The following is a 16546-nucleotide window of genomic DNA, read 5'->3' as shown; positions in this document are numbered from 1 at the left end:
ATTATAAATCCTCTTCTAAATCAGACAGTATGCTACTCACTACCTTTTTTATTAAACCATATTCATATCCTCGTCCTAAAAGATAAGTGCTTAATTTATTGTAAATCTTTCTCTTATCTTCTTCTTTATTTTTTAAAAGATTATATTTTTTTAAAGCAAGTTTTTTTGCATTATTAAGTTCTACTTCTTCATCAAGATTATCTAAGCTATGCTTTATAATCTTATTATCCACACCTTTTCTTTTAAGGTCATATTCTATTTTTTTACGACCACTTTTAATAATTTTGTCCTTTGAAAACATTAAAGCATATTTTTCATCATTAATGAACTTATATTCTTTTAAAAATTCAAGGGCTCTTTCTATTGTATCTTCTTCATAGCCCTTTTCACTAAGTTTTGTTATTATTTCCTTTTCTGTTTTTAGGTTTCTTGACACAACATTTAAACAATAACTTTTACATTTTATAAACTCTTCTTCCTTTATTATATTACTAAGTTTTTCTGCATCTATAGAAGAACCTTTATTTAGTGAAAATTTATATACAAGTTCTCCATCACATCCAAAGGCAAACTCATCATCAATAAATATGTTTAATCTGTCCTTATGTTTTTTTTGAACCTCAATTTTTGTTATTTTTCCCATGGAACTTTAATTTCCTCCTACTTACCCTTCAATATATGAATAGTTGGATTATTTAATACTTTTAAAGCTGCTTCATATATATGATCACTAGTTATATTCTTTAATCTATTCATATCATCAATAAATTCATATATTGACTCTTCTTCTAATGCTTGATGTATAACATAGTTACAAAGTTCTGTGGAATCTTCCATTATAGATGCTACTGCAGTCTTATGAACCTTTTTCATAAGATCTACTGTAGTATCGTCAAAAATTATACTTCTGTTTTTTATATTATTCATACAAGTATCTATAATTTCCATGGATTCATCAATGGCATCTTCCCCTATAGCAGTGTAGATAGCTAAGGTTTTTATATTATTTGTAAGATCCATATGAGTATAAACATCATAGGCAAGACCCATTTTCTCTCTAAGTTCTCTAAAAAGTATAGAATTTGAACTTTCTCCAAGCTTTAAGTTTAAAATTTTAAGAGCAAGTTCCATGGATTTATCAATATGATGAAGAGTATATAGATAAGTTAAAGTGCTTTGTTCTAAATCTTTTTTATAGGATGTAAATATGCCCTCTGTATTTTTTTCAGTAATAACCTGCTTTTTCTTTAAAGCTTTACTTTCCCAATTAGTAAAGTTTTTTTCTATAAGGTTTAATACCTCATCATGATCATAATTGGAAACTATTGTTATACACATATTATTAGGGATGTAGTACTCTTTATAAAAATCTACTATATCTTTTCTTGTAAAGCCTTTAACATGCTTTTCGCTGCCTATAATATCCCATCTTAAGGGACTATTTTTAAATGCATATTGATATAGCTTTTTAAAAGATAAATCCTCTATATCATCTTTACTTGTCTTTATTTCTGAAAGAATTACTCCTCTTTCTTTTTCAATATCTTCCTCATTAAACTTAGAATTTATAAGCATATCTCCTAGTAGCTCTATAGCTTTTGGTAATTCTTCAGATAAGGCACTTATACTATATACAGTACAGCTATAATCTGTATATGCGTTATATTCTCCCCCTAAAAATTCTAATTCATTATTTAATGTTTCATTATCTCTTTTTTTAGTACCTTTAAACATCATATGTTCTATAAAATGAGATAAACCTTTTTCTTTCTCTTCTTCTTGGAAGGGACCTACCTTCATTCCTCCATGAATAGAAAAAATTTGAGTATCTCTTTTTATAGAAATAACTCTTAACCCATTATCTAAGGTTGAGTCATTAAAATCTAAATACCATTGTTTCATTCTTTATCTCCTTAAATTAAAGTAAATGACTTAAATTTATTACTATGATTTTAATAAAAGTTTAAGTCTTTTAATATAACGTATTAAGGCTTATATACCAAAATACTATGTTCTTTTTTTATCATACTAACTAAGCTAATAAATAGCAATAACTTTTATTTATAAGCTCTTATAACCAATGAATAGGACTCTTCATTATAGGGAGAATACGCAAAGTCTCCAAAGGATTCTATTTTAGAAAAATTATTTTCCTTAAGAATATTAATAATATCATTATAAAGTAAAGGAAATAGTGGAGTTGATCCAGTATACACTAAATCTTCACCTAATATTTTTAATTCTGTATTAAAATAAACCTTATTTTCGTCCTTATTAAAATTATAATTTCTAATAAAGGTAACCCCTTGATTTTCTATAGTTGGTAAAGCCTTTATATTTTTATTTAATATTCTATCATAATTTATAATTTGTATAATTAAAGCTCCTTTAGGTTCTATAACCTTATAAAATCCTTCAATAACCTTATTTATTTCTTTTAAGGAGTTTAAATGAACTAATGAATTTCCTATACAGTATATCAATGAATAACTTTCTTCTTTAAATTCATCCTTGATATTCCTCATATCCATAGTTTTAAAGGTTAGAGAATTTAATCCTTTAGATTTCTCTTTACTTAATTTAATCATAGCTTCATCTAAATCAACACCAGTTCCACTATAACCCTTTTCTAAAAGAGCTATTCCATAGGTTCCAGTACCACAAGCAGCATCTAAAAAATTATGGCCATTGACCTTAGTAATACTATCTTCTAAAAATTCAATAGTTTTAGGATTTCTTATAAATACCTTATCATATACTGTACTTAATTTTTCGTAAAAGTTCATTATTAATCCTCTCCTCTTTTATATTACCATTTAGCCTTGTGCTCCTCACATAAAGCTAGGGAATCTTTTATATCTATTGATTTTTTCTCATAAATAATTTTCCCCTTAAGATAACCAAAAACTTGGTAAAACTCTGATTTTATAATATTTAAATCTATATTTTTATGCCTAATAGTCTTAGGATAAAATTTTAAATCTATTATATCATCTTGAGATTTTATTATCCAAGGTTTGTATAAATCTTCCCTATCATATATAAATATCACATCTTCATGGATTTTATATGATTTTCCATTTATTATAATCCCATTTTCATTAATTCCACTTTCTAAAGTCCAGTGGGCACCTAAATTAATTCCTATATTATCATAATTGCTTCTTAATGAACATGTAAGCCAGTTCCATTTTATATTTCTTTTCCAAACACCACGTCCAAAATCTTTACTTGCAAAACTATTGCTTTTTAAAAACTCTATGGAGTTATTTTTAAAGGTAAGGCTTCCCTCAGAGCTTAATGCATTTTGCTTTGATGTGAAGGCATATCTTTTATGTGACCAAGGAACCACTATATTTAAACTTTCCTCATTAACATCATATATGGTAAAGGATGCTTTTAAGGAATCCCCCTCATAAAAATCCTTAATAAAAGCATCTATATTCACCTTATCATTATCATAACTTATATTAATATTTAGATTTCTACTATTATAGCTTAAATCCTCTTCTATTGAGTTCTTTAAATTAACTCCATAGGAAAGAGGTAAAACAAAGCTTTTTTCCATAATTTTATTTTCCTCTATATCAATTATATAGGAAAAAATCATGGAGGCATAATCTAGGTCAGTAATTGCTATGGTGAAGAAATATCTGTCATTATTAATTGTCCAGTAATTCCATTTTTTTCTCCTAAATATATGTCTTTTGCTTAAATTACATTCTATATTAGAATCTTTAAACCACGTTCCCTCTTTAAATCTTATATTCCCTTTTTCATCACACAATTTAACCCTAGGTTCTTTAATTCTTTCCACCTGCAACATCCCCTTTAAATTATATACATTAATTTACATTTATTCTAATAAGGCTAAATAAATTCCTCTTGTTATATAATAATTTCTTTTATATTTTTATTGTATTTATACAGTTATTATTAAGTGCTTCATAGATTTTATCTGTTATGCTATACTTAATCTAAAATATATTTCTAACTTTATTAAATATTTTTAAAATTTTAACTATTAGATAATATAATCTAAAGATTGGGGTGGGATTATGGAAAATAAATATGAACTTATTATTGATTATGTTGAAAAAGAGATTAAAAGTGGTAATTTTAAAGCTAAACTTCCTTCTATAAGGGCTTTAGCCATAAAGTTTAATTGTAGCAATTCTACAGTTATAAGGGCCTATTCAGAGCTTGAGAAAAAGAGTTTAATATACTCAATGCCTAAAAGCGGCTATTTCGTATTAGAGAATAAATTATTTACATATAAAACCTTAGATAAAGATAAGTTTAACTTCTCTTCTGGAGAACCATGTCCATTTATTCTTCCAGTTGATGAATTTCAGAACTTTATAAATACTTCCATAAATAAATATAAAAACTCTCTTTTTGGATATGGATATTATGAGGGGTTTTCCCCATTAAAAACTACTTTATGTAAAATGGACAAGGATAAAGGAATATCCTTAGATGAAGATAACTTATTTTTCTGTAATGGAGCCCAACAAGCCTTATCTATTATTTCTCTTATGAAATTTCCTAATAATAAGAATGGAATATTAATAGAGAATCCTAGCTATAATATTTATCTTGGATGGTTAAAAATTAATAATTCTAAGGTTTATACCATAGCTAGAACAGAAAGTGGAATCGATATGGATTTACTAGAGGACATATTTAAAAATGGAAATATAAAGTTTTTCTATACAATTCCTAGACTCCATAATCCTCTTGGAACATCTTATAGTGAAGAAATAAAACAAAACATTATAGAACTAGCCAATAAATATGATGTGTATATAGTAGAGGATGATTATTTAAGTGATTTAAATGATGTAAATAATAAACCTTTAAAATATTATGATACTAATGACAGAGTAATTTATTTAAAAAGTTTTTCAAAAATATTACTTCCTGGTATAAGGGTAGCTAGTACTTACTTACCAAATAGCTTAAAAGAACACTTCAGGGAATTTAAAACCTTCTTGGAACTTCAAAGTAATATTCTTTTTCAAAGTGCTCTAAATGATTATATTTTATCAGGAGCATATGATACATATATAAACTCTCTAAAAAAACACTATGGAAATAAAATGAAACAGTACAATGAATATATGGGAAATAATAATATAGATTTGTATTACACTAGTCCCGTTAACGGATTATTTTCTTATTTGAAATTTCCTAAGGAGTTAAATCTTGATAATCTTATAAATACTTTAAAGGCTAATAATATTCTTGTAAGGGATACGAAATACTTTTATTATAATAAAGAAAGCTATAATAATTCTATAAGATTAAGCTTTGCTAAAATTAATCCTGAAACCATGGAGGAAGGTATGAACTTATTATTTACTATAATAGAAAGTTTCATTAAGACTAATGATTCTAAGGTACCTAAACTTTTAGAAATATAAGATTTAGGTACTAGGTTATATTAGGAGGTATTCTATGAAAAAAACAATAATGCTGGTAGAGGATGAACCTAGAATAAGGAAACTTATTAGTGACTATCTTTTAAGAGAAGGATTTAATATACTAGAGGCTTCTAATGGAAAAGAAGCCTTAGATATTTTTAATACTATGAATTTAGATTTAATTATATTAGATGTTATGATGCCTATTCTAGATGGATTTTCTGTATGCAAGGAAATAAGAAAAATATCAACAGTTCCTATAATAATACTTACTGCAAAGGCTGAAGAGGAAGATGAACTTTTAGGATATGATATAGGTAGTGATGATTATGTAACAAAACCCTTTAGCCCTAAAATATTAGTAGCTAAAGTTAAAGCCTTATTAAAAAGAAGTGATTCAAAGGATTCTAGTCACCTTAATCTTTTATGCTTTAAGGATTTGAGTATAAATAAATTAAGCCATGAGGTAAAGGTAATGGAAGATGTAGTAAATCTTTCCCCTAAAGAATATGACTTACTTTTATATTTAGTGGAGAATGAAAATATTGCCCTCTCAAGGGAAAATATTTTAGATAAGGTATGGGGATATGATTACTATGGAGATATAAGAACTGTAGATACTAATATTAAAAGGTTAAGAGAAAAGCTCATAAACATGGCTGAACTTATAAAAACTGTAAGAGGAAGTGGTTATAAATTTGAAGTTTAAAATAAGACAAATAAATATAAGAAGTTCCATAACTAAATGGTTATTTGCTATAACTGCTCTTGCTTTATTTATATTTTTAATTTTTTCTATGATTTTTCAAAGTTTGTTTTTCGAAAAGTTCTATGTAAGAAAAAAACAAGATTCTTTAGAAAATGGAGTGAATAAGTTTAAATTAGCATATTCCTATTCTTTAGGAAAGGATAGTTTTTCTATAGTAAAGAGCCTAGAGACCTTGGAGGTTAAAAACAATGCAAAGGTTGCTATATTAAACACTAATGGGGAAATAAGTTACCTTTCTAATGCCAATAAAGAAATAGATCCCAATATTAAGAAAGTAATAATTGAGGTTTTTAAACAGTATATCTCTAATGAAGAAGTAATTAATAGTATGTATAAAAACAACTCTACATTATCTTCAATAGTGTATAATAACTCTACTAATACAAAAAACTTAGTTTGTATCTCCCCTATCTCTGTTAATAATACCTATGATAATATAATAATTGCAATATCCCCTTTTCAACCAATAGTTGAAGCTTCTGGGGTAATAAAAGATTTTTACATATACTTATTCTTCTTTGCCTTAGTTGTAATCCTTATATTATCATATATATATACTAAGCTTATATCAAAACCCTTAGTTAAGCTAAATAAAACTGCCCTTAAGATGTGTAACTTAAACTTTGATGAGAAAAGTGATATTTATAGAGAAGATGAGATAGGAAATCTTTCTAGAACTTTAAACTTTTTATCTCTTAATTTAAGTAATGCTTTAAATGAACTAAAGAATGCTAACATAAAACTTAAAAAAGATATAGAAAAAGAAAAAGAGCTAGAAAATATGAGAAAAGACTTCATTGCTGGTGTATCTCATGAGCTTAAAACACCTATAACTTTAATTGAAGGTTATGCAGAAGGGTTAAAAGATGGAATAGTAAAAGAAGAAGATATGGAGTTCTATCTTGAGGTAATAATGGATGAATCTAAAAAAATGAATGCCCTAGTTTGTGATATGTTAGAATTAAGCAAGCTTGAATCTCCTAATTTTAAGCTTAAACTAGAAGCCTTTTCTATGGAGATTCTCATTAATAAAGTAATTAAACCCTTTAAAAATTATATTAGTGAGCATTCTATAAACCTTATACTGAATCCTTGTAATTCTTCCTATGTTATAGGAGATGAAATGAGGATAGAACAGGTTATAACTAACTTCTTAACTAATGCTATAAGACATACACCTAAAGATGGAAAAATCATTGTATCCATAGAGGAAGGGAATGAGACTTTTACAATATCTATAGAAAATACTGGCGAAAATATAGGTGAGGAATATTTAGAAACCATATGGGATAAATTTTATAAAATAGATAAGTCAAGAAATAGATCCTTTGGTGGAACTGGTCTCGGTCTTGCTATAAGTAAAAATATTCTTACACTCCATAATAGTAATTTTGGAGTAGAAAATACAAATACAGGAGTTAGGTTTTACTTTACTCTAAAAAAGCAAGCCTAATAATATCAGGGAAAATATATGGGGATAAGGATAAATTTCACTCTAAAAAGTCTATATACCCTGAATTATAGTTTTAATATACATTTATCTTATGTATCAAATACTAATTAAAAATATTATATGTGATAAAACTAAAAAAATTAGCTGGAGTAAAAACTCCAGCTAATTTTTCATACCATACTAAGGTATTATTCTTTGGTCAATGTATAAGTATTTAATTCTCCCTCTGGTGTCCCATTAAAATAGCTTGTTCCATTAATATCATATCTAACTGCATAGGTTATACCACCGCCGCCATCTTTTATTCCTTTTACTTGTACCATGCCTACTGCTGGAACTATAAGCTCTTTAGGTTTATTTTTAATCATAAAAGCTTCACCAAGGGGAGCACCATTTACTAATACTTGTACATAGTCTCCATCTTCACCAGCATAATCCCATACCCAAATTTTACTTTCCTTTTCATTAGAGTTATGCGTAATTGCATAATCCTTAGCCTGAGAATCTTTGTCTTTTGATAATAAAATAGTACCAGCTGAAACAGAAGTAGATATCCCATTCTTCAATGCATTTTTAGCAGATTCAGATGTGTCCACAGTAGACTTGTTTAGAAAAAAAACTGTAACTATTGAAATTGCTATGCATATTCCTCCAAATATTTTAAGAGGTTTATCTACTTTTTTCCTTCTAGATTTTTCATCACTGTATGTTCTATTTTCTTCTGTTTTTAAGTTTTCTTTATAAGTGTCATTAAATTGTAGATTATCATCTGTATCCTCAAAACTATTATTTATATTTTCATTTATATCTATATTATTTTTCGTTGATTTATTTATATTCTTTTTAAAATTCTGGTTTTCATTACTCATAATTTTATCTCTCCTCAATATTCTTTACTGGCTTTAACTTAAAATAAACACACATGGCAACCCTACAAATAAAAACTTGTACTATCATTAAAATAAAGAAAATAGTATGTCTAGTAGTGTTTTGTATTTCATATCCTTTATTTAATATTCCAAGTCCAATGCTAAGTATTATTAAATTAGCATAAAATATCTTTGTAAATGAATATAACCACGGGAATGCTTTATATATTTTCCTAAATGGTGGAATAAGAAGAGATAGCCCAATAACAAATCCACATACACTTATAAATTCAAATGTCATACTTATTCCAGCGAAACCTGATATTCTTACCGCACTAACAGATGATAAGAAAAACAATGGCATAAAAAGCAATGTAAATAATATAAAGGACATTGGAAAAATAAAATAAATAGCAGCTGCAGTGTTTCCAAATAAACTTTTTAATTTTTGCAAATCATTCACACCCTTTCTATATCAGTGTCTATTATTGTAATAAGCTCTTCTTTTGTTAAATCCATATCTGTGCTTAAACGCATAGCTTGATTATTTACTGTCTTTTCATATAGATTACGTACATAACGTCCATTTCCAAACTGTTTTTCTTCCTTTACAACACTAAATATCTCTTTAAGCTTATTTTTAGCTTCTGAATCAATTTCATAGCCTTTACTTTCAAATAATATTTCAGCTATCTTCATTAATTCATCTGTAGAGTAATCTTTGAAGTTTATTATATTAGGGAACCTGGATTTTAATCCAGCATTTGTAGAAAGAAAATTCTCCATATCATAGTTGTATCCTGCTAATATTACAACTACCCTCTCTCTATAATCATCCATAAGTTTTACTAATGTATCTATGGCTTCTTTTCCAAAATCATTAGCGCCTCCTTGAGAAAGTGAATAAGCTTCATCAATAAATAATACTCCATCCATTGCTTCCATAAATTTTTCTCTTGTCTTTATGGCTGTTTGCCCTACATATCCTGCAACAAGTCCTGCTCTATCTGTTTCTATTAGGTTATTTGTTTTAATTACTCCCATATTATATAAAACTTCTGCCACAGTTCTTGCTACCATTGTTTTTCCTGTTCCAGGGTTTCCTTTAAAAATCATATGAAGAGTTTGTGTATTATCAACAGCAAGTCCAAGTTTCTTACGCTCACTCTGCATTCTAAGTCTTGCATTTAAACTACGGATATAATCCTTAACTTCCTCAAGTCCTACTATTTTAGATAATTCACCTTCTAAATCAAAACCACTTGTTGATTTGGTCTTAGCTTCTATATCCTCGCTTACAATCATATTCATCTTATCTACAGTTACGTCTTCTATTGCAATCCTTGAAGCTTGTTTTCTCATTATTTCTTCAAGATAATTTCTTACCATACGTCCATTTCCTGAATATTCATTAGACTGCTTATGCAATACATAAACCTGCTCTTTAATAAGCATGTCTACACCTTGATCTAATATAAAGCCTTTATCCTTAATCATTTTTAATGTTATTTTAAATAAATCCTCTGAGGAGTAATCTGGAAAATCCACATTAAGAGGGAACCTAGATTGAAGTCCAGAGTTAGTTTTCAAAAAGTCTCCCATCTCCTTTTTATATCCAGCAAGAATAACAATTATTTCTCCTCTATAATCTTCGATAAGTTTAACTAGTATATCAATTGCTTCTTTTCCAAAGCTTCCTCCATCATTACAAAGAGCATAGGCTTCATCAATAAATAATACTCCACCAAGGGCTGATTTAAACATTTCTTCAGTTTTCTTAGAAGTTTGTCCTGCATATTCAGCTATTAGTCCACTAGAATCAGTTTCTATTAACTGTCCAGATTTTAGTAATCCCATCTCCTTAAACATATCTGCCATAAGTCTTGCTATTGTAGTTTTTCCAGTACCAGGATTACCACTAAAAATCATATTTAAAGCTTGCGATGTATCAACATTAATGCCTGCTTTTCTACGCTTTTCCTTTGCAATTAATAATTTATATTGAGTTCTAACAAATTCTTTAACATTTTCAAGTCCTATAATATTAGAAAGACTTCCTTCAAGATCAAATTTTTCTGTTTCCTCGAATTTAAAATCTTCATAATTTAATAAATCCATTGGAGTATTCCTATCTAATAGCAGTCTTTTTGATTGGTTAAGTATAGCGCTTTCTATAATATTTCTAACAAGACGACCATTTCCACTATCATTTTTACCTTTAATTTGTTTTTTCTCAAATAACTTTATAAGTGGTTCACCACATTTTTCTGAAATCTTATAACCTTTTGATTGTGATGTAATAAGTGAAATCTTATACATCTCTTCTGGGGTATAATCTTCAAAATTAATTATATTAGGGAAACGTGATTTTAAACCTGAGTTGGTTTTTAAAAATTCTCCCATTTCTTCTTTATAACCGGCTAAAATAACAACTAAGTCCTCTCTGTTATCTTCAATACCTTTCACTAATGTGTCTATGGCCTCAAGTCCAAAGGTATCATGTTTATCCCTACAAAGGGCATAGGCTTCATCAATAAATAACACTCCTCCTAAGGCAGAATTTATAACATCATTAGTTAATTTTGCTGTATGACCAACATATTGACCAACTAAATCTCCCCTAGTAACCTCCTTTAATTGTCCTTGGGATAATACACCAAGTGCCTTTAAATATTTAGCTACTATACGAGCAATTGTGGTTTTACCCGTTCCAGGATTTCCTGTAAATATCATATGCATGGATATATCAGCTGCTTTAAATCCAGAATTTTCTCGTATCTTTTGTATTTTAAGATTATCTTCAAGGCTTAAAACATATTGTTTTACAGATTCAATTCCTACAATGGCCTCAAGCTCTTTTTTCACATCATCAAGTCCATATATATTCCTTTTTGGTGTAATAGTACTTAAATTTATATTTACATCATCAATTTTTGCTGTTAATTCATTATTAATATTGGATAAAAATATAGATTGATTACTTGAAATATTACTTTTAAGTTTTAGTTCTGCTAGTGGTTTGTATATATTTAAATCTACAAATTTCTCCATTCCCTCTATACCAAAGGTGATTTTATAACTTGATACAATCATATTAAAAATAGTTTTATCACAGTCTATATTTATTGAAAGATTTTCATTACATTTTCTTTTAAGGTTTTCTATTATTCTTAATGATATTCTGTTTAATTCATCATAAGTGAAATTTTCAGTATAAAGTATATCTCCTACACACTCCATAAATTTAGATCCAAAAATGTTTAAAACATCATTTTGGGCCTTATCTGAGGTAAATATAAAATATTTACTATTAGAACTTATATCGCTTATAGAATTTTCTAAAAGCATTCCATTGGCTTCAACAAGGCTATTATTTTGAAATACATATCTTGATCCAAGAGTATATTTTCCAGTGGTTGATAGGGTTTCAATTACATCTATAACACTTGAATGACACTTATTAAAATTATCAAATATTACTATATCAGATTGTCCATACAGAGCTTTATATAAGTCTGATAAAAAAATTCCAAACTCCGAAGCAGTAGCATATAAAGAAAGATCAATGGATAAAACTGAATCACTACTAATAAGCTTCCTTTCTTTTAGAAGTTTTGCAAGGAAAGATACACTAGTATGTTTACCTGTACTTTTATTCCCTAGAAGTATTATAAGATTTTTAGGCTTTATTCTATCATACCCTGTTATAAAAGGACGCTTAAAAGCTATACAAAGATTATCCAAATAACTTGTCTGACCTATAATTAAGTTACCCATTTTACCTCTAATATCACTAAATATATTTGAAATATCATCCTGGTTAACTTTTGAGGTATCTTTATGTTTATATATTGCTGTATTCCCTGGTTGAGTCTCTTTAGTTTTATTTCTAAAAACTTGTTGCTTAATATCATTTAAATCATTTGAGTAAGAAGTATTTCCTCCACCATATGTTTCCCTCATATTCTGAGTTTGCCTTTGGCTATTATTTTTATTTCGTTTTGCTATAAAGCCGTATTCTCTTATAGCTTTAACTACTTGCAGCTCTGGAAAAACCAAGTTAATTATATCCTTAACATTAAAATTCAATTATTCCACCTCTCATTTAATACATACTATTTCTTTATTTGATTATAAGTATTTTATAATACCTAAATCTTAAGATTTATTAATGCTTACATATTACTTTCCTTAACCCTCTATTATTTGTGTAATCCATTACTAATAGGTTTTGATTTTAAACTACTTTAATACAATTCTAAAAGTATATTATTTTAATATTTCATTATGTATACTAAAATTCCTATATATTTTTGAAAATTCCATACATATCCATGATTATTATAATTCTCAAAAACATCTTTTGTCAATTAACTATAGACTAATTCAATATTTCCTCTTACTATTTATCTTATGTCCTTCTCTATGATGTTCTATTTTTTCGGACAAAATAGAGCCTATAAGTAAATAAGCTCTATTTTGTACACACTATTATTTTTAAAAATGTAACTAAGTTTAGTACTTCTCTTTAATTAAGTTACCTTAATATAACTTAAATCAATAATCTTATAATTACACAAGTAGTTTTTCTAATGATTAGAGAATATAATAACAAATTGACATCATTAAAATGTATAACAATACTTAAGAGAAGTATACTTTTAAATAACCACATAAATCTAAAAGTTTATTTTCTTACGTCTCATTCCTATATTTATAACAATACTCAATGCCATATAATTTGCTAAAACAGAGCTTCCACCATAACTTATAAATGGGAGAGGTATTCCTGATATAGGCATTATACCTAAGGTCATTCCTATGTTTTGTAATATAGAAAATATCCATGAAGATATAAAACCAATACATACCATCCTTCCAAAGATATCCTTAGAGGTCTTACCTATAGTTATTACTTTATAGATTAGTATTCCATATAGAACTAATAAAATTATCCCACCAATAACACCCCAATGTTCTCCAATAACAACATATATAAAATCAGTTTGTCTTTCAGGAACAAATTCTGCTACGTAACTGTCTTTAACTAAACCTTTTCCATATAGTCCTCCTGATCCTACACCTATCATTGCTTGTTTTAACTGTAGACCTATTCCAAGGGAGTCAGACTCTGGATTTATAAAGGATAAAAGCCTTGCCCTCCAGTGGTTTTGCATAATTGATGAATTCCAAACAACAGCAACAAAAGTAATGATGGTGATAAATCCACCTAATATTACCTTTATATCTAATCCTGATACAAAAAACATTCCTAGGACAATAAAAAAACAAATCATTGTAAGTCCCATATTAGGTTGTTTTACTATTAAAAACATTGGAATACCAGCGTATATGGATAGAATTAAGAAGTTTTTTAAATTATTTATATTTCCATCTATATCTTCTAACTTCTTAGCTATCATAAGTATTATAGCTAGCTTTGCAAATTCTGCTGGCTGTATAGATAAAGGACCTATTCTTACCCATCTTCGTGCTCCGTTTACAATTACTCCAAAATACTTTGTGAAAATGAGGGAAGCAACTGTTATCCAATAAAATATGGGTACTACATTTTTTATTAAAATATAATCTATACGAATTAATAAGTAACTTATAAATAAACTGATTATAATCCAAGCTACTTGTTTTATCACATCTGAAATCCCAGTAGCAAGATATATATTTAAAACTCCAAATGTAGACAATACTATTGAAATTATTATAATCCTAAAGTCTAATTCCTTTAGCAATTTTAAATTTAATCTACTAATCATACTCCTTAATCTCCTAAATTTTTATGTAATAATATCACATATTTAAAAACCATAAAATGCTTGTCCATGTTTACGTTATATTCTAGGTTATTAACTAATACTTTCCTTTTTAAGCCTTTTGTAAATTATACCATTACTATTTTTGTAAATCAATCCATAAATAAGTCATAACTTTTATTATTATAGGTTTTATAAAGTTACTATGTCAGTTCTTAACTTATACATCCCTTAAAAGTTTGATTTATTAATGAATAAATAACATAGTTAAGTTAATTTTAGATTGAGGAACTCTATAGGGTTTTTACCTTGAACCTTAACTATACATGCACTTAAATCATTTAAAGCCTTAGATCTTAAGTAGTGCATAAGATAAGTTTTGAATTGAAAACCCTATAAAAATTAAAGGATGAATTTATATGTTAAAAACTAATTTTCTTTATACTATGTATTGATTACATAGGGGGATTTTTACATTTAATAGATTCTATGGTAGAACATTGAAGTAAAACCTAATATAATTTTATATCATATATCCATTCCTTTAAAATTATAATTTCAAAAGAGTCTACTATCTATAAGTTATCTATATTTTTGAAATATTTATCTCTTTAAATTCGACTTATTTCCATAATTTAAATGCCAAACCTATTATGGTGGCCATATTATATAACATATTCATTTATTTTAAGGGGGCATTGTTATGAATTATAATGATTCTAGAAATAGTACAGCAAAGTGCTATAAAGAAGAAAATCATGATAGAGGACCGTGCAATCATGAACGAGAGCAGACCCACGTTCATGAATTCTTAGGAAGTACAAAACTTGCTGAGGAGGGTGATGATAGACATAATCACCGTTTTGCTGGTGTTACAGGCGAGGTTATTCCTTTTGGAAACTCTCATGTTCATAGAATTGCTGTAAGAACAGACTTTTTTGATCACTTTCATGCAATTTGTATTCTGACTGGACCTGCCGTAAATCTTAATAATGGAAAGCATATTCATGTAGTAACAGGTATGACAACTTTTGTAGATGACCACAAACACAACTTTGTATTTACCACCTTAATTGAAAGCCCATTATTATAATATATTATTTTAAAATTAAGATAGCAGATGGATTTATTAAAAAATAAGTCTATCTGCTATCATCTTTATTGTATAAGTATATCTCATACATATATCATATTTATTTAATGAATATTTTATGCTTCTTTGTACTGAAAATAAAAATTCTCCTATTAACATATAGATAAGATTATAACAACAGAATATAATTCTAATTATTATATTTAAACTTCTTTAAATAGGAATCAATAAAATCTTTATTCTCATGCCACCAATGCATTTCATATGTCTCTACACTATTAAATCCTAATTTAATTGCTAAAGCTTTAGAACTTTCATTTCCATTATCACAGTCCCATATAGGTTTAATATTATTTTCTAAACAGTATTCTATAAATTTTGAACATGTAATTAAAGCAAAGCCTTGCTTTCTAAATTTATTATTTGTTACAATATCAATTTCTGCAAATCCTTCTCTTACATAGTATGTATTACAAACACTAACAAATTCATTGTCTTTTAATATACAAAATCCAAAACCCTTTGAAATAAAATTATAAGAATTTTCCCATGATTCTTTGTATGAAGAATCCACTTCTTTTACATATTTATCAAATAAAATAGTCTCCATCTTTTTTAATTCAAATCCTTCTGGTATACTTTGGCTCCATGTTGAAATTGAAGATAAGTTTGAAGAGTCCCATTGAAATACTTGTCTACTTAACTTTGCTGCATTATCACCAAGGATTTCATCTATCTTTTTAACCCATTCCTTTGAGGAACTATAAAGGTCAAAATAAGTTTTGTGATTTTTTTTATTATATAAATAATCTGATATAAAATTATTGAACTTAAGATTTCCAGTATCTCCAGCAACTAAATATTTGCCACTTTTACAAGTTATTAAGCAGCAACTAGGTTTCTCCTTAGTATCCACATAAACTTTACCAGGTTGTTTCCCTTCTAATACTGCATATGCAAATGATGAATGTACTTTTTCTTCATGTAATAACTGAAGAACGCTAGTAAATTCGCTCTTTTTTAATTCTTCCATGAAAGGCTTCTCCCCTCTTTTTATTGATTAAAATTCTTAAATATATGATTTTCTCCATTCACTATCATTATATGGAATCTAAAAACTTGTAATTATTTACAACATAAATATATCATTTAAATACAAATACTG

Annotated in this window: 13 protein-coding genes; 4 read left to right on the top strand and 9 right to left on the bottom strand. The window is 27.4% G+C overall.

Features of this window, described 5'->3' with window-relative positions; all coding sequences use genetic code 11:
- Window position 1: 1 nt before the first annotated feature.
- The 4 genes from recX to BR69_RS0104375 all read right to left on the bottom strand — a co-directional run bounded on the left by recX (window position 2) and on the right by BR69_RS0104375 (window position 3817).
- The gene (recX, locus tag BR69_RS0104390) at window positions 2-643 is read right to left on the bottom strand and encodes a recombination regulator RecX (protein WP_027632101.1); all 642 of its coding nucleotides are present in this window, start codon (window positions 641-643) and stop codon (window positions 2-4) included.
- A 17-nt stretch (window positions 644-660) separates the two neighbouring features.
- Window positions 661-1902, bottom strand: a complete 1242-nt coding sequence (locus tag BR69_RS0104385) for a M16 family metallopeptidase (RefSeq protein ID WP_027632100.1) — start codon at window positions 1900-1902, stop codon at window positions 661-663.
- 155 nt (window positions 1903-2057) lie between these two features.
- Window positions 2058-2786: a class I SAM-dependent methyltransferase gene (locus tag BR69_RS0104380; protein WP_027632099.1), complete on the bottom strand. Its 729-nt coding sequence runs from the start codon at window positions 2784-2786 to the stop codon at window positions 2058-2060.
- A 23-nt stretch (window positions 2787-2809) separates the two neighbouring features.
- Window positions 2810-3817: a DUF2804 domain-containing protein gene (locus BR69_RS0104375; protein ID WP_027632098.1), complete on the bottom strand. Its 1008-nt coding sequence runs from the start codon at window positions 3815-3817 to the stop codon at window positions 2810-2812.
- Window positions 3818-4058: 241 nt separating this feature from the next.
- Between BR69_RS0104375 and BR69_RS19910 the strand changes: the two genes are divergently transcribed.
- Genes BR69_RS19910 through BR69_RS0104360 form a run of 3 tightly spaced genes read left to right on the top strand, consistent with a single transcriptional unit; the run spans window position 4059 to window position 7648 of the window.
- Window positions 4059-5426, top strand: coding sequence for an aminotransferase-like domain-containing protein (locus BR69_RS19910; RefSeq protein WP_051623487.1), 1368 nt, complete (start codon window positions 4059-4061; stop codon window positions 5424-5426).
- Window positions 5427-5460: 34 nt separating this feature from the next.
- Window positions 5461-6135 (top strand): response regulator transcription factor, encoded by a 675-nt coding sequence (locus BR69_RS0104365; RefSeq protein ID WP_027632097.1) that lies wholly within the window; start codon window positions 5461-5463, stop codon window positions 6133-6135.
- A complete protein-coding gene (locus BR69_RS0104360; protein ID WP_242840654.1) occupies window positions 6125-7648 on the top strand; it encodes a sensor histidine kinase in 1524 nt (507 codons plus the stop codon). Before BR69_RS0104365 ends, BR69_RS0104360 begins: the two co-directional genes overlap by 11 nt.
- 188 nt (window positions 7649-7836) lie before the next feature.
- Here the strand turns inward: BR69_RS0104360 and BR69_RS0104355 are convergent, their stop codons facing one another.
- The 4 genes from BR69_RS0104355 to rodA form a co-directional block, all read right to left on the bottom strand.
- Window positions 7837-8517 carry a hypothetical protein gene (locus BR69_RS0104355; RefSeq protein WP_027632095.1) on the bottom strand — a complete coding sequence of 227 codons (681 nt, stop codon included), beginning with the start codon at window positions 8515-8517 and terminating at the stop codon, window positions 7837-7839.
- A 4-nt stretch (window positions 8518-8521) separates the two neighbouring features.
- A complete protein-coding gene (locus BR69_RS0104350; RefSeq protein WP_027632094.1) occupies window positions 8522-8971 on the bottom strand; it encodes a hypothetical protein in 450 nt (149 codons plus the stop codon).
- Window positions 8972-8976: 5 nt separating this feature from the next.
- Window positions 8977-12606 carry an AAA family ATPase gene (locus tag BR69_RS0104345; RefSeq protein ID WP_027632093.1) on the bottom strand — a complete coding sequence of 1210 codons (3630 nt, stop codon included), beginning with the start codon at window positions 12604-12606 and terminating at the stop codon, window positions 8977-8979.
- 590 nt (window positions 12607-13196) lie between these two features.
- Window positions 13197-14291: a rod shape-determining protein RodA gene (gene rodA, locus BR69_RS0104340; protein WP_027632092.1), complete on the bottom strand. Its 1095-nt coding sequence runs from the start codon at window positions 14289-14291 to the stop codon at window positions 13197-13199.
- Between the two features lie 700 nt (window positions 14292-14991).
- Between rodA and BR69_RS19905 the strand changes: the two genes are divergently transcribed.
- On the top strand, window positions 14992-15381 hold the full coding sequence (locus BR69_RS19905; RefSeq protein WP_084315252.1) for a YmaF family protein: 390 nt from the start codon (window positions 14992-14994) through the stop codon (window positions 15379-15381).
- Window positions 15382-15571: 190 nt separating this feature from the next.
- Here the strand turns inward: BR69_RS19905 and BR69_RS0104330 are convergent, their stop codons facing one another.
- On the bottom strand, window positions 15572-16414 hold the full coding sequence (locus BR69_RS0104330) for a GNAT family N-acetyltransferase (RefSeq protein WP_027632091.1): 843 nt from the start codon (window positions 16412-16414) through the stop codon (window positions 15572-15574).
- Window positions 16415-16546 lie beyond the last annotated feature (132 nt).

It is taken from the genome of Clostridium hydrogeniformans DSM 21757 (genome assembly GCF_000686705.1).
In the GTDB taxonomy this organism is placed as follows: Bacteria; Bacillota; Clostridia; order Clostridiales; family Clostridiaceae; genus Clostridium_Z; species Clostridium_Z hydrogeniformans.
Note: the sequence above shows the minus strand (reverse complement) of the source record. Positions and strands in the feature narration are given on the sequence as shown.